At 51.8% G+C, this 22,316-nt stretch carries 19 protein-coding genes and 2 pseudogenes; 11 read left to right on the top strand and 10 right to left on the bottom strand.

Annotated features, from left to right (window positions below):
- From ACL2XQ_RS10115 to ACL2XQ_RS10100, 4 genes are read left to right on the top strand one after another with little or no spacing between them, the layout of a single operon-like run.
- Positions 1–861 carry a transporter substrate-binding domain-containing protein gene (locus ACL2XQ_RS10115; protein ID WP_413729988.1) on the top strand — a complete coding sequence of 287 codons (861 nt, stop codon included), beginning with the start codon at positions 1–3 and terminating at the stop codon, positions 859–861.
- 1 nt (position 862) lies between these two features.
- Positions 863–1,645: an amino acid ABC transporter permease gene (locus ACL2XQ_RS10110; protein WP_413729986.1), complete on the top strand. Its 783-nt coding sequence runs from the start codon at positions 863–865 to the stop codon at positions 1,643–1,645.
- Positions 1,635–2,456: an amino acid ABC transporter permease gene (locus ACL2XQ_RS10105; protein WP_413729985.1), complete on the top strand. Its 822-nt coding sequence runs from the start codon at positions 1,635–1,637 to the stop codon at positions 2,454–2,456. Before ACL2XQ_RS10110 ends, ACL2XQ_RS10105 begins: the two co-directional genes overlap by 11 nt.
- Positions 2,443–3,261: an amino acid ABC transporter ATP-binding protein gene (locus ACL2XQ_RS10100; RefSeq protein ID WP_413729984.1), complete on the top strand. Its 819-nt coding sequence runs from the start codon at positions 2,443–2,445 to the stop codon at positions 3,259–3,261. The genes ACL2XQ_RS10105 and ACL2XQ_RS10100 overlap by 14 nt, the downstream gene beginning before the upstream one ends.
- 384 nt (positions 3,262–3,645) lie before the next feature.
- Here ACL2XQ_RS10100 and ACL2XQ_RS10095 read toward each other — a convergent pair.
- Positions 3,646–3,936: pseudogene (locus ACL2XQ_RS10095) on the bottom strand (hypothetical protein).
- 441 nt (positions 3,937–4,377) lie between these two features.
- On the opposite strand from ACL2XQ_RS10095, the gene ACL2XQ_RS10090 reads away from it, so the two are divergent.
- Both ACL2XQ_RS10090 and ACL2XQ_RS10085 read left to right on the top strand, forming a co-directional pair.
- Positions 4,378–4,671, top strand: a complete 294-nt coding sequence (locus ACL2XQ_RS10090) for an SDR family oxidoreductase (RefSeq protein ID WP_413729983.1) — start codon at positions 4,378–4,380, stop codon at positions 4,669–4,671.
- Between the two features lie 392 nt (positions 4,672–5,063).
- Positions 5,064–5,249, top strand: a pseudogene (locus ACL2XQ_RS10085) (hypothetical protein); the annotation flags it as partial.
- A gap of 76 nt (positions 5,250–5,325) precedes the next feature.
- On the opposite strand, the gene ACL2XQ_RS10080 reads toward ACL2XQ_RS10085, so the two are convergent.
- The gene (locus ACL2XQ_RS10080) at positions 5,326–6,534 is read right to left on the bottom strand and encodes an MFS transporter (protein WP_413729982.1); all 1,209 of its coding nucleotides are present in this window, start codon (positions 6,532–6,534) and stop codon (positions 5,326–5,328) included.
- Between the two features lie 140 nt (positions 6,535–6,674).
- Between ACL2XQ_RS10080 and ACL2XQ_RS10075 the strand changes: the two genes are divergently transcribed.
- Positions 6,675–7,394 (top strand): LysR family transcriptional regulator, encoded by a 720-nt coding sequence (locus ACL2XQ_RS10075; protein WP_413733195.1) that lies wholly within the window; start codon positions 6,675–6,677, stop codon positions 7,392–7,394.
- A 671-nt stretch (positions 7,395–8,065) separates the two neighbouring features.
- Here the strand turns inward: ACL2XQ_RS10075 and ACL2XQ_RS10070 are convergent.
- The 8 genes from ACL2XQ_RS10070 to ACL2XQ_RS10035 all read right to left on the bottom strand — a co-directional run bounded on the left by ACL2XQ_RS10070 (position 8,066) and on the right by ACL2XQ_RS10035 (position 17,510).
- A complete protein-coding gene (locus ACL2XQ_RS10070; protein ID WP_413729980.1) occupies positions 8,066–9,373 on the bottom strand; it encodes an amidase in 1,308 nt (435 codons plus the stop codon).
- 214 nt (positions 9,374–9,587) lie between these two features.
- Entirely contained in the window at positions 9,588–10,391 is an 804-nt protein-coding gene (locus ACL2XQ_RS10065) for an ABC transporter ATP-binding protein (RefSeq protein WP_413729979.1), read from the bottom strand.
- A 12-nt stretch (positions 10,392–10,403) separates the two neighbouring features.
- Positions 10,404–11,183: an ABC transporter permease gene (locus ACL2XQ_RS10060; protein ID WP_413729978.1), complete on the bottom strand. Its 780-nt coding sequence runs from the start codon at positions 11,181–11,183 to the stop codon at positions 10,404–10,406.
- On the bottom strand, positions 11,176–12,216 hold the full coding sequence (locus tag ACL2XQ_RS10055; protein ID WP_413729977.1) for an ABC transporter substrate-binding protein: 1,041 nt from the start codon (positions 12,214–12,216) through the stop codon (positions 11,176–11,178). The genes ACL2XQ_RS10060 and ACL2XQ_RS10055 overlap by 8 nt, the downstream gene beginning before the upstream one ends.
- A gap of 57 nt (positions 12,217–12,273) precedes the next feature.
- Positions 12,274–13,383: a mandelate racemase/muconate lactonizing enzyme family protein gene (locus ACL2XQ_RS10050; RefSeq protein WP_413729976.1), complete on the bottom strand. Its 1,110-nt coding sequence runs from the start codon at positions 13,381–13,383 to the stop codon at positions 12,274–12,276.
- A complete protein-coding gene (locus tag ACL2XQ_RS10045; RefSeq protein ID WP_413729975.1) occupies positions 13,380–14,651 on the bottom strand; it encodes an ROK family transcriptional regulator in 1,272 nt (423 codons plus the stop codon). Before ACL2XQ_RS10045 ends, ACL2XQ_RS10050 begins: the two co-directional genes overlap by 4 nt.
- Entirely contained in the window at positions 14,651–15,340 is a 690-nt protein-coding gene (locus ACL2XQ_RS10040; RefSeq protein ID WP_413729974.1) for a cyclase family protein, read from the bottom strand. The genes ACL2XQ_RS10045 and ACL2XQ_RS10040 overlap by 1 nt, the downstream gene beginning before the upstream one ends.
- Positions 15,341–15,878: 538 nt before the next feature.
- Positions 15,879–17,510: a sigma 54-interacting transcriptional regulator gene (locus ACL2XQ_RS10035; RefSeq protein ID WP_413729973.1), complete on the bottom strand. Its 1,632-nt coding sequence runs from the start codon at positions 17,508–17,510 to the stop codon at positions 15,879–15,881.
- 372 nt (positions 17,511–17,882) lie between these two features.
- Here ACL2XQ_RS10035 and ACL2XQ_RS10030 point away from each other — a divergent pair, with 372 nt between their 5' ends.
- Genes ACL2XQ_RS10030 through ACL2XQ_RS10015 form a run of 4 tightly spaced genes read left to right on the top strand, consistent with a single transcriptional unit; the run spans position 17,883 to position 22,182 of the window.
- Positions 17,883–18,689 (top strand): ABC transporter ATP-binding protein, encoded by an 807-nt coding sequence (locus ACL2XQ_RS10030; protein WP_413729971.1) that lies wholly within the window; start codon positions 17,883–17,885, stop codon positions 18,687–18,689.
- Complete coding sequence (locus ACL2XQ_RS10025; protein ID WP_413729970.1) at positions 18,686–19,504, top strand: ABC transporter permease; 819 nt, start codon at positions 18,686–18,688, stop codon at positions 19,502–19,504. Before ACL2XQ_RS10030 ends, ACL2XQ_RS10025 begins: the two co-directional genes overlap by 4 nt.
- A 25-nt stretch (positions 19,505–19,529) precedes the next feature.
- Complete coding sequence (locus tag ACL2XQ_RS10020; protein WP_413731041.1) at positions 19,530–20,510, top strand: ABC transporter substrate-binding protein; 981 nt, start codon at positions 19,530–19,532, stop codon at positions 20,508–20,510.
- 7 nt (positions 20,511–20,517) lie between these two features.
- Positions 20,518–22,182 (top strand): carbon-nitrogen hydrolase family protein, encoded by a 1,665-nt coding sequence (locus tag ACL2XQ_RS10015; RefSeq protein ID WP_413729969.1) that lies wholly within the window; start codon positions 20,518–20,520, stop codon positions 22,180–22,182.
- The last annotated feature ends 134 nt before the right edge of the window (positions 22,183–22,316 follow it).

Below are 22,316 nucleotides of genomic sequence, written 5' to 3'. Positions count from 1 at the left end.
ATGAAAACACTTTTTCCGCTTCACCTGCTGTTGGCGGCCGTTCTGCTGCCGTTTATTTCCCCGGTGGCCAGCGCGGACGCGACGCTGGGTAAAATCAAGGATCGTGGGAAAATAGTGGTGGGGGTGGACGGCGCCAGCCCGCCGTTCGGCTTTCTGGATCCCGCGACCAACCAGACCGGCGGTTTTCAAACCGAGCTTAGCCGCAATATTGCCAACCGCTTGGGAGTCGAGCTGGAGGTGGTGCCGGTTACCGCCTCTACGCGAGTTCAATTCCTGCAGTCCGGCAAAGTCGACCTGCTGATTGCCAATATCCAGTGGACCCAGGAGCGCAGCGAGTCGCTAAGTTATGCCCCTACACCCTATAATCTGGTCGGCGGCGCGGCGCTGGTGCGTAAAGAAAGCGGTATTTCCAAGTGGGAAGATCTTAAAGGCAAAGTGGCCTGTGTCTCCCAGGGCAGTAACTTTGCCAAGCCACTGGAGGAATACGGCGCCATTGTCAAAGGGCTGCGCGGCATTCCCGAATCGCTGCTGGCGCTGAAAGGTGGCACCTGTGTCGCCTCGGTACATATCTCACCGGCCATGCATCAGGTACTGGTGGGCGATAGCGCGGCGGAATGGGCCGATTACCAGATCGCGACGAAAGATCAATTGATCCCTTCCCCTACGGTTATCTGGACCCGGCGCGGAGAAAAAGACACCCGCAACTTTGTGGACAGCGTGATCCGTGACTGGCACAAGACCGGCTTATTAGTGGATTTCGCCCACAAATACGGTGTCCCAGACGAGTATTTTACCGATGCCCACCAAAAAGCCCTGCGCGGAGAATTCGACGCAGCACCGGCTGAACCGGCGGATAAATAATATGGGCGAGACAGCGGTTATCGGCGCAGCGGGGGTGTCTGCGGTGATCCAGTCGTTTCTTGCCTGGCTGGTGGCTTGTTTCAGACCATTGGGCCTGAATTATGCTTTTGTGCTCGATCCCATCGACCGGCAGGCTTTTATCGCCGGTACATGGGTCTCGCTTAAATTATGCCTGTTGACCATTCCGATCAGTTTGCTTATCGGCGTCCTGATCGCGGCGGCCATGACGCGCAAATCCCGCTGGATTGTCGCTCCGGTCAGCGCCTTCGTGGAATTTACCCGCAATACCCCTGCGCTGGTGCAACTTTACTGCGCATTTCTGGTGCTGAATATGCTGATCGGCCAAAAAATAGCGGGCGGCGCCAGCCCCATCACCCCGCTGATGTGGGTGGTGCTGGTGGTGGCGGTTCACAAAGCGGTATTCCATGCTGAAGCCCTGCGCGCCGGCATCGAAGCGGTTTCGCCGATTACCCTGGAAGCGTCGCGTTCACTGGCGTTCACCCCCCGCCAGACCTTCTGGTATGTCCAGTTGCCGCTGGCGGCGCGTTTCGCCCTGCCCTCGCTTATCAATAATCTGGTCGATCTGGTAAAAATGACCGCGATTGCATCGGCTATCGCGGTGGGCGATGTCACCTATGCGTCAATTATGATTTGGTCCCAGCGCGACAACGTACTTGAGCTGCTGTTGCTGATTCTTATCTGGTTCGGATTGTTGACCTGGATGGTCAGCGCCGTCGGTCACTGGCTGGAACATCGCCTGAGGATGCCCGGATATGGACAATGACGTCTCCCTGAAATTGCATGCTGCGAATTCCGGCCGCCGCGAAATTGTCTCGGCGGTCTGTTCCGACCCCTGGTTTATCGCCTTGCTGATGCTGTTGGCGCTGAATCTGTTTTGGCTGCTTAGCGGCACTGCGCCGCCAAGCATCAGGTTGCTATGGCACTGGCTGCCGGCGCTGTTGAGCGGAATGTGGACCAATATTGAAATCAGTATTGTTTCCATGGGGCTTGGCACTGCGGCCGGCCTGATATTCGGCGCGCTGTCTTTGTCGCCTTCGCGGCTGCTGTGCCGCCTGGTGCGGGGATATGTACAGGTATTCCGCAACGCGCCGGTGCTGGTATTGATCTATTTCACCACCTACGTTTTTCCTTTTGAATTTACTTTATTTCACTGGTACCTGCCCTTTCCGGACTGGTTAAAAGTCGTTATCGGGCTGGGATTATCCGCCAGCGCCATCATTGCCGAAATTTTCCGCGGCGCCATACAGTCCATTCCCAGCGCACAGTGGGAGGCTGCGCAGTCGCTGGCCTTCCGGCGCGGGCAAATTTTTCGTTATGTCATACTGCCCCAGTGCGTGCGACGCATGTTGCCGCCCTGGATGAACCTGTATGCCGGCATCACCATGAGCACATCCCTGGCCTCTCTGGTGGGGGTCCACGACCTGGTCGACATGGCCAGCATCGCCAGTAATACCGTAGCGCGAACTAACTTCACCGTTTTGGTCTATTTCACCCTGTTACTGTTCTTTTTCATCTATTGCTACCCTATTGCCCGTTTGACGAGGCTAAAGGAAAAACGACATGCGCGATCCTGATACCCGCTCCTCACTTATACGCAGCGGTGCGGACAAACCTCTGGTGCGGCTTAATAATGTCCATCTTTCATTCGATGATAATGAGGTACTCAAAGGCATCGATGTTTCCGTCCGTAAAGGCCAGTCGGTATCGATCATCGGCCCCTCGGGATCGGGGAAATCGACCATTCTGCGCAGCATTACCGGGCTATTGCGGCCACAAAAGGGCGAGATAGAGGTCTGCGGCATTCCGGTTCATACCCTGCGGTCGGAAAAGGAATTTGTCGAGCTGCGTCAGCGTGTAGGTTTTGTTTTTCAACAGTACAACCTGTTTCCTCACCTGAGCGTACTGGAGAATCTGGTGATCTCCCCCATCAAAGTGCTGGGCGTATCGCGCCAGGAAGCGACGGAACGGGCGTTCGGGCTATTGCGCAAAGTCCATATGGAGCATAAGGAGACCGCCTATCCGGGGGAACTCTCCGGCGGCCAGCAGCAGCGGGTGGCGATTGCCCGTGCGCTCGCCATGCAGCCTGAACTGATTTTATTCGACGAAGTGACCTCCGCGCTCGACCCGGAAATGGTCGGAGAAGTTCTGAACGTGATCCGCAATCTGGTCCGGGACGGCATAACCTGCGTGCTGGTGACGCACGAAATGCGGTTTGCCGAGGAGGTCAGCGATATCCTCTATTTTACCGAAGCGGGGCACATCATCGAATCCGGCAATCCCGAACGGATTTTCAGGCAGCCTCGTAACGAACGTACCCGGATTTTCCTGCGGCGCGCCCTGGGTGAAACATCGGGGTCGCGGGCGGCGGCGAACATGTGACCTAATAGGGCGAACACAACCGGCTTGAGATTAATAGGGGTGATATCCCTAACGCGCAGGGCGCGCTAATTTCAGCGGTCCTTCGATCATATCCAGCACACCGTGTGCGGCGGGAAATGCTTCGGCAAGGGATGCCATGCGGGGTTTAACAGCATCAAGATAACGCTAACCTGCCTGGGTCTGGTTCAGTTTGCGGGTGGTGCGGTGGAACTAGCAGATCCCTAAGTTTTTTTCCTACTGCAAACGCACCGCTACGGATGCAGAACGGTTTCCCTGACGCTTATGCCGGCCTGGCGCAGAGTGTTTTCGCCGAATGGTCGCAATCGTCGGGCGCTGGACGTGGCGGAAGCCGTATGGGGGGCAGCAAACGACCCTGCATATCATTTAAAAGTGGTATGGCAAGGCATAAAGATAAGACGCTTCAGGTATGGTCTGATGAAATACGGTATCAAAAAACGACAATATTTTTATAGGCCAATGGCGAAAAAAATCGCGACGCCGCCTTGATGCCGTGCAAAACCTCATCATTTATTACCCAGATTGGGTAAACTGTTCCCCATCGTGCACGATGCGGTGGCCAATGGCTCTCGATTGGTCAGAAAGCGCACGCTGCGGCGACAGGATAGTCTCGACGATGAACAGCAATGCTTCACTGGGAGCGCTGCCTGAGCTCAATGCCGCTTCCTATTTTTCCCCCGCGATTTTCCGTTGGTTCCGGGGGTCAGGAAGATGAAAATTCGCAGCTAAGCCCGAAGGGTGTTCCCGACTGCTGTCAGCATCAATAATGGCGAATTCTAATGAAAAGCTGCCGCAGTTTAAAACCGGTACTCGTTGGATAGACAGAACCTCACCTGCTTCTCCGTAGAATAATTGACAGCTTCTTATAGCCGGCAATATCGGAGAATGCCTTCATTGAGGCATGTCGTATCCCGACATCATGCACAGCCTCGCTGATGACAGCGATAAAAAGACCTTAAGTTACCCTGAGCGATATGCTTTACGATTAGCATCACCGGTATTCTCAAGATGTTTAAGTATCGCTTCCCCGCTGGCTAGCGTCCGCAGCTTATACCGCGTACCGCGAGCTGGGAGGGAAAGAGATAACAAAGGATAACCGTGAATGGGATAGCTCCGGGACTAATCGCGGACACAAGATTTTTCTGTGACCCACTTCCGCCAGAGCGGATGCGCAGCATTGCCGAAGAAACTTCATTAGGTCGTGCTGGAGAACCTGATGAAATTGCAGCAACAGTTTCGTATCTGGCTTCTTACGAAGCCACTTTCATCACTGGGGTAACAATAGCGGTAAATAGAGGGCTGAGTCCTGTTGCTCAATTCTGGGGATTTAAAAGCGTCGTTTTGATCTTCCAGAATGCAGGTTCGCCTCATTGCCCCCATGGTCTCGACTGAACTTACTGAACTTAAGTGACGTACGGAACTCACGAAGAAGCTGTACTGACTCATGCTCCTTATGGTAATCGCTCTGCTGAGAGATGAGGGCAAGGAGATTATCTGCTCCTTTATCAGCCTTCTGGAGCCAGTCAACAAATTCATGGTGGCACAACTCGTAGAAAGACGATAAGCCTTGACCCCATCCAACAGTTTGCGGGCCGGCTTTTCGAGATCGTCCAACCGGAGTACATATTCCCGTTTTTACTTCCTAACTTAGGCGCTGCAGTATGACCACTCAGGCAAAAAAAATCAGATTTAGCGATTTCCACGAATGTGTCGCGCATTGGGTTCGGGGACTTTATCGACAGTATAGAGACGTCATACGGAATAGGCGTCTCGGGCTCGGAAATATCGAGGAAACGCACACCAATGGGCCTCGTCGCGGTGAGGAGGCATGGCCTAACCGGTATTGCAAATACGGCATCAGCCACCGCGAACTGCAGGGGATGCTGGCCAATCACGGTGTCTACGTAGATCACACCACGATTTACCTCTGGGTTCAGCGCTATGCGTCTGAGCCTGAAAAACGGCTGCGTTAGTACTGTCGAAATCCCTCTGACCTTAGGTTGTTTTTCAGAAACTTGGTATTTGTAATGTGCGAATATGAAGCATCTATGGCATGCGTGGTGTGCGGAATTCGGTTGCGAAGACGCCCAATATGACCACTACCATAGTGGTTCCTACGAGGGAGGTAGCCAACCAGCCACCGAGATAATAGGTAGCTGATCCCAATGCTGATCCCATTGCACCGCAAAGGAATATGACAGTCATGTATGCTGCGTTCAGGCGACCGCGCGCCTCTGAATCGAGGCTCTGGATGGTGCGCTGGCCGAACACCTGATTCGCCTGCGTTGACGCATCGAGTATAATCGCGGCGACCACCAGAATCAGCAGTGATCCTGCAGCTTGTCCCCACCCACTGATGAGCAGCGCAATGGCGGCGCACAACAATACCAGCCCAGTACCGGATCTTGAACCGCCACGATCGGCCACCATGCCAGCCAGCGGTGTCGAAAGCGCGCCGGCCGCTCCCGCCAGCGCGAAGGCGGAAATACCCATCTGTCCCATGCCAAAGCGGACATGCAGCATCAGCGGACCGGCGGTCCAGAACATGTTGAAAACCGCGAACAGCGTACCCTGATAGGCTGCGCGGCGCTGCAGAGGACGCGACGTGGTTAGAAGGCCTAGCATGGATCGGAGCGTTGCAACATAGCCTCGGCTGGGTCGGGGCCGCCATCGTGGCAAGGCCCGAGCCAAAAGTAATAACGTGCCGAGCATCACGACGGCTGAAAAGATAAATATTGCTCTCCATCCCCAATGGGCCGTAAGAAAACTTGCTAATGGGCGGGACAGCATGATGCCCACCACCAAACCGCCCATTATGTTGCCAATGACCTGGCCGCGCTTCGTCGCCGGCGAAAGTTGCACGGCAAGTGGAACCAGGATCTGGCTGCCCACGGTGCACATGCCAAGCGCAAGGGATGTGATGAGGAGGCCAGGAGCACTGCTGCTGGCCACGCCGAAAAGGCTAAGTATAGTGCCGGTTGTAGTGATCAAAACGAGCCGGCGGTTTTCCACCAGATCGGCCACACAGACTAGAAAGAAGAGCCCGATCCCGTAACCGAGTTGAGTCGTGGTGACAATCAGCCCGGCCAGGCTCGCGGGCAACTGTAGGCTGGCTGCGATGGGCCCCGCAATCGATTGAGAGTAATAAACATTAGCCGTTGTGGCACCGCAGGCAAGGGCGAATAGTAAGACCGTGGCTTTTGATAGCTGCTTTGTCTGCACGGCGGCAGGTAGCAGGTTAGGTCGAGTCGTCATTATCTGCTTATTTGCCTCCCACTACGACTGAAAACGTACTATCAGTGAAGTCCATAGAGTTGTTCCCGAGAGGCTCACCGAAGTTCGACGGCACAATTGCCCCATGCATGCGTGGTAACTACGCGCGCGTCTGAGGATGCATTACCGCCCTTCCCATCACAGCAAACAGTATAAACCTTGCGGAATATATTGATAATTGGTTAAATAACGAAAATATATTTCAGGAATTCCGAAGAACATTAGCGAACCTGCAGCTTTACCTGATGATTATTGAAAAGGGCGGCCTGTCGGCGGCGGGCCGGGAATTCGGACTTTCGCCAGCTTCAGTTTCAGAGCGCCTTGCCATATTGGAGTCATACTACGGTGCGACCTTGCTCACACGAACGACCCGTTCTTTCAGTCTTACCGATGAAGGAAGAGTCCTAGCCGAAGGCGCACGGCGTCTGCTCGCCGAGGCGGAGGAACTGGAGAGCCGAATCAAATCAGGGACGCAAAAACTATCAGGCCACGTTAGACTGACCGCGCCCGTCGATCTGGGACAGACTCGTATCGTGCCCATTCTCGACCGCTTTCTCGAAGAACATCCCCATGTCACCATCGACCTCAGTTTGACCGACAGCTTCGTGGATCTGGTGAGCCAGGGAATTGATTTCGCAGTCCGATACGGCACATTTGCCGACAACACGCTGATAGCCCGCCCCATTGGCGAGAATCGGCGTTTGATCTGCGGAGCGCCAGATTATTTGCAGCGTAAGGGCATCCCCCCTATGTCAGTTGTCGCCTTATTTTTCATGGGGTTTATCGTTTGGTGGACTTCCAACGATCTTTCAGTCCGCAACTGCTCAAGTCTCAGGAAATGATGCCGAACTCGCTACGGCAATGTTGACAACAATCTACAACATCGGAATTTTTGGCGGCAGCGCAATTGGAGGTTTTCTTATCAGCGTATTTGGAGTCGACAGTCTTGCGGTGTTCTCACTGCTTGCGGTACTTGGTGCGCTGATCGTAGTGTGGAAAGGCGCCCGCCACGCCTTTCCCAGGTAATCAAGATGCCATATCACGCTTTTTTATGTGAACCTTGCGCAAGCTATCTATCAATTGTATGCCTTTTCAGCCAATAACGTAGCCAATTTATTGTCGGTTAGGTATTGATACCCGGCTACGTCAACACATCCCAATGTATAATGTTATCAACAACGCTATGCTGCAGAGGTTGACGCAAGCTGACAGCTATCTGAGGATTGTTCAACAGCAGGCGGCGCTATTGGTGCAACAGCGTATCCTGCATCCTGGCTATTAAAAAATGCTCTCGTGCAAGGATAATGCCACCGCTCAATTGTAGGGGGCCTTTATGCGCTGTACTTACTGCATTCGCGACAAAGGAGAACTAAAACCCCGTGGGATAATGAGCGGGCCGGCGATGTCCACCCCACTCGCCGCTTACCCGCCTTGTATCCGCATAACATGATTTGGCCATGCGAGCGGCTTTTAGCCGCTGGACGTACGGCATCGGTAATGCCAATCCACTTGGTTATGAACCCGGCCGGCTAAAAGGTGAAATTTTTTGCCAGGGCGCAGCATTCTCATACTGCGCGGCGGTATCTATCAACCGCCGTTCGTTCCCCTGGGGGGCCACCAGTTGGATACCGGTCGGCAGCCCGTCGGCATGTTCCGGCGCAGGCAGGGCTATCGCGGGACAACCGGCAAGACTGACCGCGGCGGTAAACATCCCCACCGCCCCAGCAACGGCGGGACGGCCGCCGATAACAGCCGGATTGGCGGCGGCGCAGTCCCAGCCGGCGGTAGGGGTTACCGGAGTCATGATCAGATCATAGCGGTTGAATATATCCCTGAAAGCCCAGCGCAGCGCAGTAACGGCATCCAGGCCTTCCACATATTGGCCCGCTGTGATTTGCCGCCCTTTCTCCGCCATGGTCATTACCGCGTCGCTCACCTTGCTTCGCCAATCCTGTTGCCCTGACATCACCCTGGCGATGCCGGCATTTACTAAGGTGGAATAGAGGCGATAAGCCTCGTCCGGATTCCATAAGGGCCTGACTTCATGGACAGTATGGCCCAGCGTGCGCAACACCTGTTTGGCCAACGTGGCTGCGGTCAGCACACTCTTATCGATATACCAGCCGGCGCGGCTGTCCGTTACGACATCGAAACAGGCGATATTAAGTCCCCTGCTAGAGGTCGCCAATCCGATAGTATCGCTGAGTACCGACATTACGGTGTTAAGATCCGCGACATTGCGGGTTAGCGTGCCAATCACCTGGAGATCGTTGGCCAACGGCGGAAAACCGTGTCGCCGTTCCACTGTTCCGATTGACGGCTTAAACCCGACGATACCAGTATGGGCTGCCGGCTTCCTGATCGACCCGCCAGCATCAGTGCCGATAGCGAAGGTACACATGCCCGAGGCAACGGCAGCCGCCGCTCCGCCGCTGGAACCGCCGGGGGTTTTTGTTGTATCCCAGGGATTTTTGGTGATGCCGAACAAACGGTTACCGGTATATCCCGCCATCGCCAATTCCGGAGTGTTGGTTTTACCGACAAAAACGCAGCCCGCCGCGATTAACCGTTCGATGGCAATATCGCTGCGCGGCGCGATAAAATCCCTGAATAATTCACTCCCCCACGTGGCCTTGAGGCCGCCAAAATAAAGATTGTCCTTTACCGTAAAAGGAACGCCGTCTAATTGGCTTAACGGTCGGCCTGATTGCCAGCGCAGAGAAGACGCCCTGGCAGCGCGCCAGGATAGTCCGGTATCCTGAGTGACAATAGCATTAAGAATGGGATTGATGTGTGAAATTCTTTTCTCAATAGCCGCCAAAGTATCTTCCGGCGTAAAAAGACCCTGTTGATATCCGCCAGCCAACTGACAAGCATCAAGCTCCCATAATCTATTTTTATCCACGGGCAGACATTCCCCATTGTAGCAATATATATTGATTATTTAAATAAATACTCCAAAGCCGCCGCCTACACATCGGCTAGAAAAATAATATCCCCGGCCAGACTCGGGTTAACTCAATAATCATCGTAAACTATGCATCAGCATTTTTAGCTGCTTCATGTTTTATCAGCTTTCTGAGTTCTGCCGCTAATGCCACAAAGTCCTGACTCAACGGGTTGCCGGAATCAATAAGATTAACGTCTATCACTTTTTTGATATGGCCAGGTTGGGTTCCCATCACCACGATCTTATCCGCTAAAAAAATAGCTTCTGAAATACTGTGGGTGACAAAAATCACCGTCTTGCGTTCTTGTTGCCAGATCCGCTTCATCTCTTCCTGCAACGACTCGCGGGTTTGCGCATCCAACGCCCCGAATGGTTCGTCCATTAATAATACTGTCGGGTTATTCGCCAGCGCGCGGGCGATGGCCACCCGTTGCTTCATGCCACCCGATAAGTCCCGGGGCAGGCGGTCCTGGTACGGTAGCAACCCCACTCTTTCCAGCACCGTTAGCGCAATGTCTCTTTGTTGCAACCGGGAGTGCCCTTTCAACATGGGACCAAACGCAACGTTTTCCATCACTGTTCGCCAGGGAAATAATGCATATTCCTGAAAGACCACCCCCCGATCGGGCCCTGGACCGGTAACCCGCGTGCCATCTACCCAAATTTCACCGCTGGTTGGCGTGATAAACCCGGCAATCATATTTAATAACGTAGATTTACCGCAGCCTGATGGCCCCAACAGACAGGTAAAGCTGTTTTGTTTTAATTCCAAATCCACCCGATCAAGCGCGAGATGATCTGCATATTTTTTAGTGACGCCTTTAATAAAAATCCTGTGATGGTTTTCCGCATCATCCGGTACACTAATAGTGTCTTGTAGGCTAAGCATTTAAAATCCTTGTTAGTCTCTCCAACCCAGCAGCCTGGTCTCAATCATGGTTAGGAATAAATTGACCATATAGCCAAAAAAACCAATGATTGCAGCCCCAAGCAGCATTTGAGAGACGGAAAAATAGGTTCTGGCGTTATTGATGTAATAACCCAGCCCGGAGTCGGCGCCAAGAAATTCCGCCGCGACAATAACAAAGAAAGACAAAGAAAGCCCAAGCTTCAGGCCGGTGAAGATGAATGGTGTTGCTGCCGGTAATACCACATAGCGAAACATCTGCTTTTTATTGGCGCCTAAGCTTGCACCTGCCCGCAACAACAATTTATCCACATGTTTAACGCCATCTACCGAGGCGGTGAATATGGGAAAAAAAGCTGAATAGGCAATAAATGTCACCTTCGACAGCTCGCCGATGCCAAACCACAGCACCAGCATCGGTAAGAATGCCAGTGGAGGTATCGGGCGCAATATTTCAAACAAGGGTTCGATAAAGAAGCCAGCCGATTTGCTCATACACACCAGCAGTGAGAGCCCAATACCGGCGAACGCCGCAATAACAAAGCCAGCAAGGATGCGGAACAGACTGGCCCCAATATCCACCTGAAGCTCACCGGAACGGATCGAGTCGACAGCGGCATCGATAACGTCCATCGGTGAAGGCAGCAGCAGTGGATTGACAAAGTTCAGACCGGCTTTATTCGCCCAGGTTACCGCTATCCAAATCAATAAAAAAACGCAAACGGCAATCCCGGTCCTGAGCAGATGTGATCGATGAGCGTGGGCGTTATGCATGGCTTGGGCCCCAGTGCACTCTGATGGGATCCACACCACCCAGAGGCATGGGATCGATGGCCTTCGCCATGTCCGGCAATGAGGAAACCCGTTTATTGGCCAGCGCCCACTGTGCGGTTGATCTAAAGGTATCCGCCAATTCATCGGATAGCGAGAGTTTATAAACGCTGTTGTCGACCATCACCCTCAGCGGACCGGCAGGTACCTTCAGCACGCTCTCAAGGGCGGCCAACGATTCTTCTTTATGGGAATAAAAATAGTTTTCGGCATTAATCAATGCCCTCAGCAGCGACGCCGTGGTGCGGGGATACTGCTTTACCCAGTCCTGACGCGCAATAAGAGTCGAATGCTGATATAATAGCTTGTCGCGTTCTGATAATTTTGTCGGCGGCTGTGTAAAATAGAGGGTATTGCCCGTTGCATAGAGCGTGCCGTTTAATTGCTGTAATCGATATAAGAAGGGTTGCCAAGACAATAGCATATCAACGTCTCCGCGACTGGCCGCGACTACGCCTTCGCTCGGTTCCATATTCATCATCCGGATTTTCCTGACGTCAAAATGATACTTTTCAGCCAGATGAGATAAAATTAATGGGTTATTCGCGCCTTCGGTGAAAGCGCATCGTTTGCCCTCAAGCACAGACGGTGACTCCGGATGAAAACCTGGCGCCAATACCAGCCCTTGTCCACCGGATATATCAGCGAAGGCGCAGAGTATTTTTGCCGGTATGTTACGGGAGGCCAAAATAATCTGGCTAAGCGGATTGCCGACGCCGATGGGAAATCCGCCGCCCATAATGGTCAGCATGTCGCCACTAGACTGTTGCCAGCGGATAGTGACATCAATGCCCTGAGCCTGAAATAATTTAAAATAATCAGCCAAGGCCAATTGCATGCCTAATTGCGGATCCCGCACTCCCAATAATTCAAATTCAGTCAATTCATTTTTACCGCTTATCTCGGCGCTATTCGCCGTTTTTACGAGTAACGGCGAAACGGCGATGGCACTAAGAAAGGTTCTTCTGGTCAACATGTGTGTTTCTCCCAACTTTTACGCTTAATTAATGGAAATGATGAGATAAGCCGAAGATTATATTTTCAACTGCAATGATTTAATAATATCCAGATTGACTTCGACCCCGTGGCCCGGAGTGTCTGAAATGTTTACCATGCCGCCTCTAACGGAAAGCGGAGCAGAAGTCACGTCCTGGCTTAAATAATCCTGAGTAAAACTTACACCAGTATTTAACCGCGACACGGTGGCGGCTAAATGAGCCATCGCGCTGGAAGCCACGCTGGACTCCGCTATTTTGCACGCCAGCACCACATTGCCGTTAGTACTGTCACAATTCAGAACGCCGGCTAAAATGTGGTTATAAGTACCAAACTTCAATAATTTAAGATTGAACCACATCACGCCGAGATGACGTTCCCGCAAAATATCGGCGTCGGTATGCAGGCTTTCATCCGCCGCGATGTCCATCAGCGAGGAGTGAGCCAATAACATTTTCAGTCCATCGTCATCCGCAGGTTTCAACGGTTGCTCAAGATATTGCAGGCCCGCTGGGGAAGCGTGACGCATAAACTGAAGAGCCTTATCCACGTCCCAGGCCATATTGGCGTCGGCCGATAATGCAATTTTATCGCCATGGGTCGCGCGGATGGCGCAAATCCGTTCAGCATCTTCTAGCGGATCGTCGATACCAACCTTTATTTTAAAATAGCGATATCCTGCTCTGATTGCGTCGGTTAACGTTGCGTCATCCTGCGATTGGCCGGAACCACTTAATATCTTTAACGCTGGAATACTATCCCTTCTCTTATTCCCAAGCAGTTGCCACAGCGGGATATCTTTCTGACGAGCGACCAGGTCGGCAATCGCCATGCACAGTGCGGACTTGGCGGTTGTTGCTCCAGCGATAAGCCGGTCGATCTTATATTCAATTGCGGTAAAATTATCGGTATCCTCGCCAATTAAATGCGGAATAAGGGAATAATCTAGTGCAAATAATACATCAACCAAATATTCCCCAGTCATGGTCGCAGCAATGCTCGCCTCCCCCCAGCCATGGTGATTATCCGATGAAAGCACCCTGATGAAGACGTTCACAGTGGATTCAATTTTCTCACTGGCAAGCTTCATCGCCTGCTTAAGCGGCAAACGGACCGGATATATTTCTATTGACTTGATTTTACTCATACCGACGTTATCCCAATTGACGTTTTTATAGGATCGCCCTCACCAAATAATACCTGTTCAAGGCTATATAATTCCGCGATGGCGCCATAGCCCAGATCGTTGATTCTGACGAAAGGCGGTTCAATATTTAATCGCCGCCACATATTTTTCACCCCCTCGCTTACCCCCCTTTGATACGCCTGTACTTGTCCCACTACGCCGGACAGCACAATAGTTTTAAGCGTGAAGCAAACTGAAAGGGAAAATATGGCTTCGCCGAGCACAACACCCGCCGCAAAAAAACTGTCTTCGATTTTTTTATCACCGGCATTCAGCCGGGAAATTAAATTCAATAATTTTCCGGGTTCGATTTCATCCAGTAATATCGGTGCAAATCGGTACTCATCGCCGCTGCTTTGCTTGACCAGTGAATAACCGGACGCTTTCGTCAATAAACATCCCCTAGCACCGCATAGACAGAGATCGTCGGCACCGAGAACAGGAATGTGCGCAATCAGCCGATCATCGTTGATATTTCCATGGGCAATGCCGTTAATCAGTACATACGCCCCGATACCGAAGGCGATATAGATCAGAAGCGTCGCGTCCTTGCTCTTATAAGGATCCGGCGCAACGGAGTTGAATTCCAGAGGCCGCTTTTCAGAGAACACCTTTTCCCCTATGCTCAGCGCTTCGCCAATGGTTCCCAGATAAACAGGAACCTTAAAGAACTCCCCCAGCTTATGGGTAATTAATTGATTATTAAGAACATGGATCGAAGAAATACAAATTTTACCCTGTCTTTTATCAACCGCACCGATGGTCACTACTCCGATACCAATGATTTTATTTTTACTGATATTATTTTCAGACAATACCCCGTCAATTTTATCTATCAGGTCCTCAACCACGGTATTGCCGGAGCCTTTAAGAGTATCGGTAAGATCGCTGCGGGCAAGTTGCTGGCCGCGCAGGTTTATTATCGATACGCAATGCTCAAACGCGGTAAGGCACACCGAAATAATAAACTTTGAGGTGACGCTGAGCGCCAGGGGCACCTGCCGGCGGCCGGGTCCTTGCGCCTGTCCCTGCGGCGCAGCTTCACTGATTAAATCATCCTCGATCAATTCCCTGACAATACGGGAGATTGCCGCCTCGGATAAACTGAGGGTTTTAGCAATATCCGAACGTGACATCCTTCCATGCCGGCTCAGAGCATGAATGATCAGGCTGCGGTTATACTCTCTGATATTCACCGTATTACGGCCTTTTCCTTGTTCGTTCATCATCAGTCCAGCACCGCCACCGCTCTGATGGGGCTTCCCGTACCGCCTTTTATTTTCAACGGGAAACCGATAAATTTAAACCGGCCTTTACCGACCAATAACTCTAAATGTTCCAGCCCTTCCATATGCGTGAATCCCATATCCCGGCATACATGATGAACTTCGAAATTATTCCGTCCCGTCCGCCCGGGGCTCATGGCTTCGACCCCGAACATAGCTATGCCCTGCTGCCCCAGCCAGGTTGCGGAATCTTTGGTCAATCCCGGAAAATCGGTAATGTGCCCGGGCGTGCCCAGGGTTCGTTGATTGAAGGCCATATAGAGCAGTACGGTATCTTTCGCTTTTATTTCCACGCCGGCCTTCACGATGGCATCTTGTAAATCCTTCACACTGATATCACTGTTCAGCGGCTTGTGAGATAAATCCAGGCAAACCGCCTCGGTATAAAAGTTCTCCAGGGGCATTTCGTCGATAGATTTCGCCTGTGATGAATCATCAAAATGGTGAGGGGCATCGACATGTGTTCCGCTGTGCTCTCCCATGACCAGCAGATTCACTGCCGTTGAAAATAGATAGCCCTCCGCTGCCCTCTTCTCCTCATGGGTGGTAAATGGGGTAATGCTTACGGTGGGATGATTGGGTAACCGCTGCATTTTGTGGCTTATCTCTCTGCTCAAATCGATTAATTGCATTTGGCTTTCCTTTTGATCTTTCTTATAACTAATTGATTAATATAAATATTACCCTTATGAGAGGTCTGCAATCTCAATTCAAGAGACATTTGTATTATTTGCTGTCAGTAAGTAATTAATAAGCAAACAACATGCCAACCGACTGGGCATTCGACACCTTCAGGGTTACCCCCTCGTCTAATTAAAAATTATTCAAACAAGATGATTGTGTTATCAAAGAATTACCTGGTTAAAATTCCGAAGGAAATGCGGAAACGCAGAGAAAATGAACTTGCCCCTGCGCTACAACCTTAGTTACGTTTAACATTCTTTGCACAAAAAAAGTTCATTTTACGCGATACTTCGCACTGTGAACGCACAAACTCGCTTGGCGAGCCAGCGTCAACGGTAACATTCCGGAGCCGGCCGATGAGCTCCCCTGCTCAACGCAAGGCCTGCGCGTTACATTTTCCAGCGCTATCACCCATGCCGGCAGCACCAAGACCCATCATTTTGTCCTCGCTCAACACCATGACCGTTCAATAAAGCCTGGCATGCGTCAGGTGGCAGTCAGCCCAAGCTTGCGCATCCTATAAATGAGTTGGCTCAAAGTTATTCCCAGCCGCTGCGCGGCTCGTGACTTGTTACCACCGCAGTGGGAAAGTGCCAGTTGGATGGAGTTGGCATCGCTGGGTTCGATACGGGACGAAAAAAGGTGCGCCTGGGAGCTCCCTGCGGCGTCAAGAGGATCGTCCGCAGGCTGGTGCGTCGCAGCGGCTTGTTCATGTTCCAACAAAGCGGCAACGTGCTGGGCATCGATGATGGGTAATTCCGACAGTAAGACCAATCGGTTAACCACATTTTGCAGTTGGCGGACATTCCCCGGCCAGGTATAACGGATCAGCGCGGCCAGCGCCTCCGCGGAGCATTGCACCCGGCGCTGGAAACGCGCGCCGCTCTCTTCAATGAAATGCTGAATCAGCGTAGACAGATCCTCCGGACGCTCCCGCAGCGAGGGTAAAAATATCGGCACCACGTAGAGCCGATAGAACAAATCCAGCCTGAATCTCCCCTCGGCGACCTGCTGGCGAAGGTCCAGATTCGTCGCGGCGACTATACGGACATTGATCGACCGCTCCTCCCCGCCGCCGACTCGCTGAATCGTTTTTTCTTGCAATGCCCGTAATAATTTAGCTTGCAGATTCAACGGCAATTCACCGATTTCATCGAGGAATAATGTACCGTTGTCCGCCTTTTCAAAATGCCCTTGCTTGGTTTTGTCCGCTCCTGTAAACGCGCCTTTTTCATGGCCGAACAGCTCTGATTCAAACAGGTTTTCCGGCACGGCCGCACAGTTCATTTTGATATATTGTCCACTGCGTTTGCTGGCGATATGCACCGCCCTGGCAAACAGCTCTTTGCCGGTGCCCGATTCGCCGATCAGGAGTACCGTGACATCACTGCCTGCCACCTGTTCAATTTGGCGGATGGCGGCGCGAATTTTATCCGAATCGCCATAAATGCCATATTCCAGCATGTCATGCTTCAGGGCCTGTCGTAGCGTACGGTTTTCATGTTCCAGCGCCACGGTATGCATTTGGACCCGCTCGGCAATAAGATCTTCCATGCGCAGCATTTGAGCGATATGACCCACCACTTCGCGCAAAATCTCAATATCCGCGGTCAGGTTACGCGAGATACCGCGAAAGCGATTGGCGCAAAATACTCCTCGGGCTCTGCCGTTGAGCAGGATGGGGAAGAAAAACATCGACGTGACGCCGCTGGGTAACGCATCCCTGGTCACTGAACGCCATAAATAATTAGGTTCTGAATCGATATCCTGAACAATGGTCATCTGACCCGACAAGAATACCTTGCCGGTGACGCCTTCATCTGGCTGCAATAGGCCTCGCGCTTTTTCCCGCAGTGTCAATCCATAAGCGCAGCGGATGGAGAGCAAGCCGCTTTTATCGTCATAGATAAACAACCGACCTCGATTAAGCCCCAGGATCTCCGACAGCAAATGGAAAACCTCGCGAAGATTTTCGTCGGTATCGGTATAGCGGATGAGAATTTTCGCCATCTCCCGGCGAAAAAACAGTTCGTGCTGAGCCCAGTCGACATTGACATGCACTTCCGTAGTCAGTTCTGCTCGCGCGGAGGGTACCTGCGCGATATGGGGTTGTTGCATGGTCTTATCCTCTCTTTTTGAGAAAATGATCCGGGGAGCGATGTTGGTGGGCGCGACGTTAAGTGTGAGTTTCTCAGCGGCGCGGTGAATAAGTGAAAATTTAAAAATTATTAATAATTTATTAATTTGTCAATAAAATTTGAGTAATAAATCGACCTCCCCAACAAGGATTGACTCCTGTATTTACGCGGTTATATATCAACAACCTTATGATTTTTATAAAATTATATATTTATTTACTCCATTCATCACCGTTTGGCCCATAGTTTGCTTTATAAATCTATAACAGTTAAGGCTGACGGAACCAAAGGACAAAAACCATAATCCACTGGTTAAACAAAACCGTATTCACGTTAATGGTAGGGGACAGAAATGCGCGCGATGGTATATGACTCGGCTAATTCCTATTCCACAGGGATACGTCCTCCGGTGGTCACGATAACAAATCTCCGCAAATGTTTTGGTGCAGACGTTATTTACGATAATTTCAATTATGAGTTCAAACCCGGTACGTTTACCGCCATTTTTGGTCCGAATGGCTGTGGCAAATCGACATTAATCAATATGATGGCCGGGCTCACCCCTTATGACGCGGGCCAAATACTTTATAATGGCAAGGATGTCAGCAAAACCACTATCGGCTACGTTTTTCAAAATTATCGCGAGGCGTTGTTTCCCTGGTGGAAAGCCAGGGAAAATATTGAATATCCGTTGAAGATAAAAGGCATGAAGGCCGCTGAACGCCGTCGGCGCGTCGATGAATTGATAGTACAATTTGATATCAAATTTGACCTGGAGCGTTACCCTTACGAGTTCTCGGGCGGGCAGCAGCAATTGCTATCCATTTTAAGAGCCCTGGCGCCCCGACCAGAAATCATCTTTCTCGACGAGCCCTTTTCCGCTCTGGATTATGAAATGACTCTATTCATCCGGGAAAAGCTGCAACTGATATTTGCACAAAGCAAGATTGCCATGGTGTTGGTTTCGCACGATCTAGAAGATGCGGTATTTTTAGCTGAACAGGTGATGATGTTAAGTAAACGCCCGACCCGTCTGGTTGAAATGATCCCGGTTAATTTGCCTTATCCGAGAAATGATCTGACTTTGCTGCATCCCGATTTTATTGAAGCCAAACGGCATAGCCTCGAAATTTTCCAACAGGAGGTTCGCCGGCCATGAAACAGTCTTTTTTTATTGCCGCAAAGTCGGCGCGAACCTACAAGCCAAATTTTTCCTCGCTCTTTTTACGACTGCTACGGCCGGGGATTATCGGTCCGATAGTATTAATCGCGTTCTGGAGTCTGGCCCACTCCGCCCACTGGGTGACCCCGCGGCTTCTGCCCGGCCCGTTGGAGACGTTTTATGCTTTTACGCAAAGCGTCGTAGACGGCGGTTTGTGGGCGGACTTCATCCGCACGGTATTAAGGACGGTTTACTCTTTTCTGATCGCCGCCGCCATCGGTATTCCGGTCGGTATTACCATAGGAGCGAATACCGGCATTTATCGCTGCGTGGAATTCATTATCGATTTTTTTCGATCCACACCCGCGACCGCGTTATTCCCGCTGTTCTTGCTGATATTCGGTATCGGCGAGGAATCGAAGATCGCTATCGCGGCGTTTTCCGCCTGCCTGGTTATTCTTTTTAACGTAGCGTACGGCGTGATGAATGCGCGCCAGACGCGCATCCTGGCCGCCAGGGTCATGGGTGCCTCAAACTGGCGCATTCTTCGCGACGTGCTTTTGTATGAATCATTGCCGCAAACTTTTATTGGCTTAAGGCTAGGCGTCTCTTATGCACTGGTGGTGATTATCGTCGCGGAAATGTTTATCGGCTCCTCCGTTGGCATGGGCCACCGGATTATTGATGCGCAACAGGTTTATAACCTGGCTGAAATGTACAGCTCCATTATTGTCACCGGCTGTATCGGTTATCTCATCAACTTACTTTTCCTGCTCATTGAACGCCATTTCATTAAATGGTCTGGAAAATAATATTATTATCGCTGAAGGAAATATTATGAAACGCGTTATTTTATTGTCGATAGCTACGGCCGCAGTCCTGTTTTCTTCGCTTTCTGCACAGGCCAATGAAAAAGTAACCGTCGCTTGGCTACCCATTATGCAAACCACGGCCTTTTATATTGCCATGCATGATAAATTATTTGAGAAAGCGGGTATTGATATAACCGCCGTTAAATTTGAAAATCCTAATCAAATAATTGATTCACTGGTTTCCGGTCAGGCCGATGTCGGCGCGCCCGGCTCCGCCGCCGGTATAGCGGTGTTGGCGGAATCACGTTTTCCCGGCACGTTCAAAGTATTCGGACTGCAGGGCGGCAGCATCAAATACCACCGGATCAATGATGCGCTGATTGTCGCCAATGACTCGACGATTAACAGCTTTGCCGATCTCAAAGGCAAATCCCTGGGGCAATTACCTGGTGTACAGTGGCGAACCATCGCCCGTTATATGGTCCGCCAGGCCGGGCTTGATCCGGATAAAGATATCCACATGCAGGATATAGCTACCGGCTTACAGGTGCCCTCGGTGGTATCAGGGAGCGTCGATGCCACATTATCTCTTGAACCGGTCGGCTCTATCGCGGTGGCGAACGGCGACGCACAGCGGGCATTGACTAATCCCGCCGAAACGCTGATAGCCGACCCGTTTTATTCCGGCGTCTCGCTACTCACCACCAAGTTCCTCAAAGAGCGCCCTGAAACCGCCAAAAAAGTCGTGGCGGTGCTTGACGAGGCGACCCGTTTGGCCAATGAACGTTTCGCCGCTTATCGTCCGGTCATTGCCAATTATACGCCGATTAAAAAAGATCAGATTGCGCTGGTGGCGCAACCCTACCTACGCGCCTGGAAAGACATTGGTCCCGAGGATATTCACTCTTATCAGGCGCTGGTGAATGTATTTGAAAAAGAAGGCGTGCTGAAGACCCCGATGGACGTCAGCACAATGATCCTGCGTAACTCAGACTTTGCAAAGTGAGAACCCCATGCCAATAACGTTTAATGCCGCCGTGGTACAGACCCTTGCGGTGCTCGGCGATCTCAAAGCCAATATCGCTCTCGCTACCGACGGTGTGAAAGAAGCCGTACGACAGGGCGCAAAACTGATTGTTTTGCCGGAATGCATGAACACCGGCTATTTGTTCGACTCGGCGCAGCATTGCCGGGCATTGGCCGAACCGGTCGATGGCAAATATTGCCGGGCGCTGGCGTCACTCTGTATCGAATATAACGTATTTATCGCTTCCGGCATGACTGAACTGGGCGACGACGGCAAAATCTATAATTCGGGAGTCTTGTTCGACCCAACAGGGGTGCTGATTTGCCATTATCAGAAGCAATTTTTGGCAACCCATGATCAGAACTGGTTTGAAGTGGGCATTAAAGGCAATCCCTGGGTAGATACCGAACTGGGACGGTTGGGATTATTAATTTGTTTTGACGGACGTATCCCTGAAATCGCCCGTTGTCTCGCGGCGCAAAACGTCGATGTGGTCATTGATATGGCTAATTTTTTCGCCATGGATCAGGCCGAATTGTGGGTGCCGGCCCGCGCTTACGAAAATGGCTGTTGGATTATCGCCGCCACCAAGTCCGGCGTGGAGCGCAGTATCTATTATCCCGGCGGCAGTATGATTGTTGATCCGCAGGGCCGGGTGCAGGCCCGAATACCTTACGATACCCATGGCGTGGTGACCGCCCGGGTGGAGCTAGCTGGCAACGCGGCCAGTCCATGGTCGTTCGGCGGAGACAAGATGGCGGACCGGCGTCCGCCGGCCTACGGTATTATCGCGCAGCCATTCGAGACTACGCCACTGTCAGTTTTATTACGCGAACCGCTGGTGGCGGCACTGAGCAGCAGCAAAGTCGCCGCGGTGCAAGCCCATGTTTCAGCCGCCCATACCCTTGACGATGCCCTGGAAATGATAGAGCACGCGGCGCAGCTGGGCGTCAAGGTCATGGCGCTGCCGGCCTGCTTCGCCTCTCCCGTCTGGTGCCCGGACCAGGATGAGGCGCGGCGGCTGGCACGGGAGGCTGAGACCGTTATGAATGCCGTTACCGGCATTTGCAAACGCCACCAGGCATTGGTTGCCCTGCCCTCGACCACGGGAAAGAACGGCCAACTGCGGCATGAGCTGCTGTTAATCGGCCCGGACGGTATTATGGGACGCCAGCCCCAGGTGCATAACGGACCGCGCGCCGCTCAGTGGGCCTCCGGCGCCGAAGCAGGCTTCACGGTGTTTGATACCCGCTACGGCAGGATAGGGTTACTGAACGATTACGACGGCATGTTCCCTGAATCGAGCCGGGTGCTGACCCTCCTTGGCGCCGATATCATCTTATGGAGTTGCGCCTGGGAACACCCGAACCAGCGTAATCTACTGGCGGTGACCAAAGCCGAAGATAACCGTGTCTATATAGTCTGCGCCAATCGAACCGATTCGCCCTTTCCAGGCGGTTCCCTGGTTATCCCGCCCACCGGTTTTACCAACTGGAACCTCTCTTTCCTAATACCACCTGATATCCGGTGGGGGGCCGTTACGCCACTGTATGCTCACCGCGCGCTGACGAGACAAAAGGAAATGATTCCTGGTGTGGATATGGTGCGCAACCGCCAGACAGGCAGTTATTCAGTACTGATTAATTCATGACGTAGTGTATGTTCACCGGGCGGCACATGTTTTTATTATATTATCAAGCAGCATCTGTTTGAAAAGCCATTAATGCCCCATTAATTACTTTATAAAAAAGTGATGTAAACATGGAGTCACCGCTATTTATCCAA

This window comes from Sodalis sp. RH14 (genome assembly GCF_047324285.1).
Lineage (GTDB): Bacteria > Pseudomonadota > Gammaproteobacteria > Enterobacterales > Enterobacteriaceae > Acerihabitans.
This window is presented reverse-complemented; position numbering and strand designations above follow the sequence as displayed.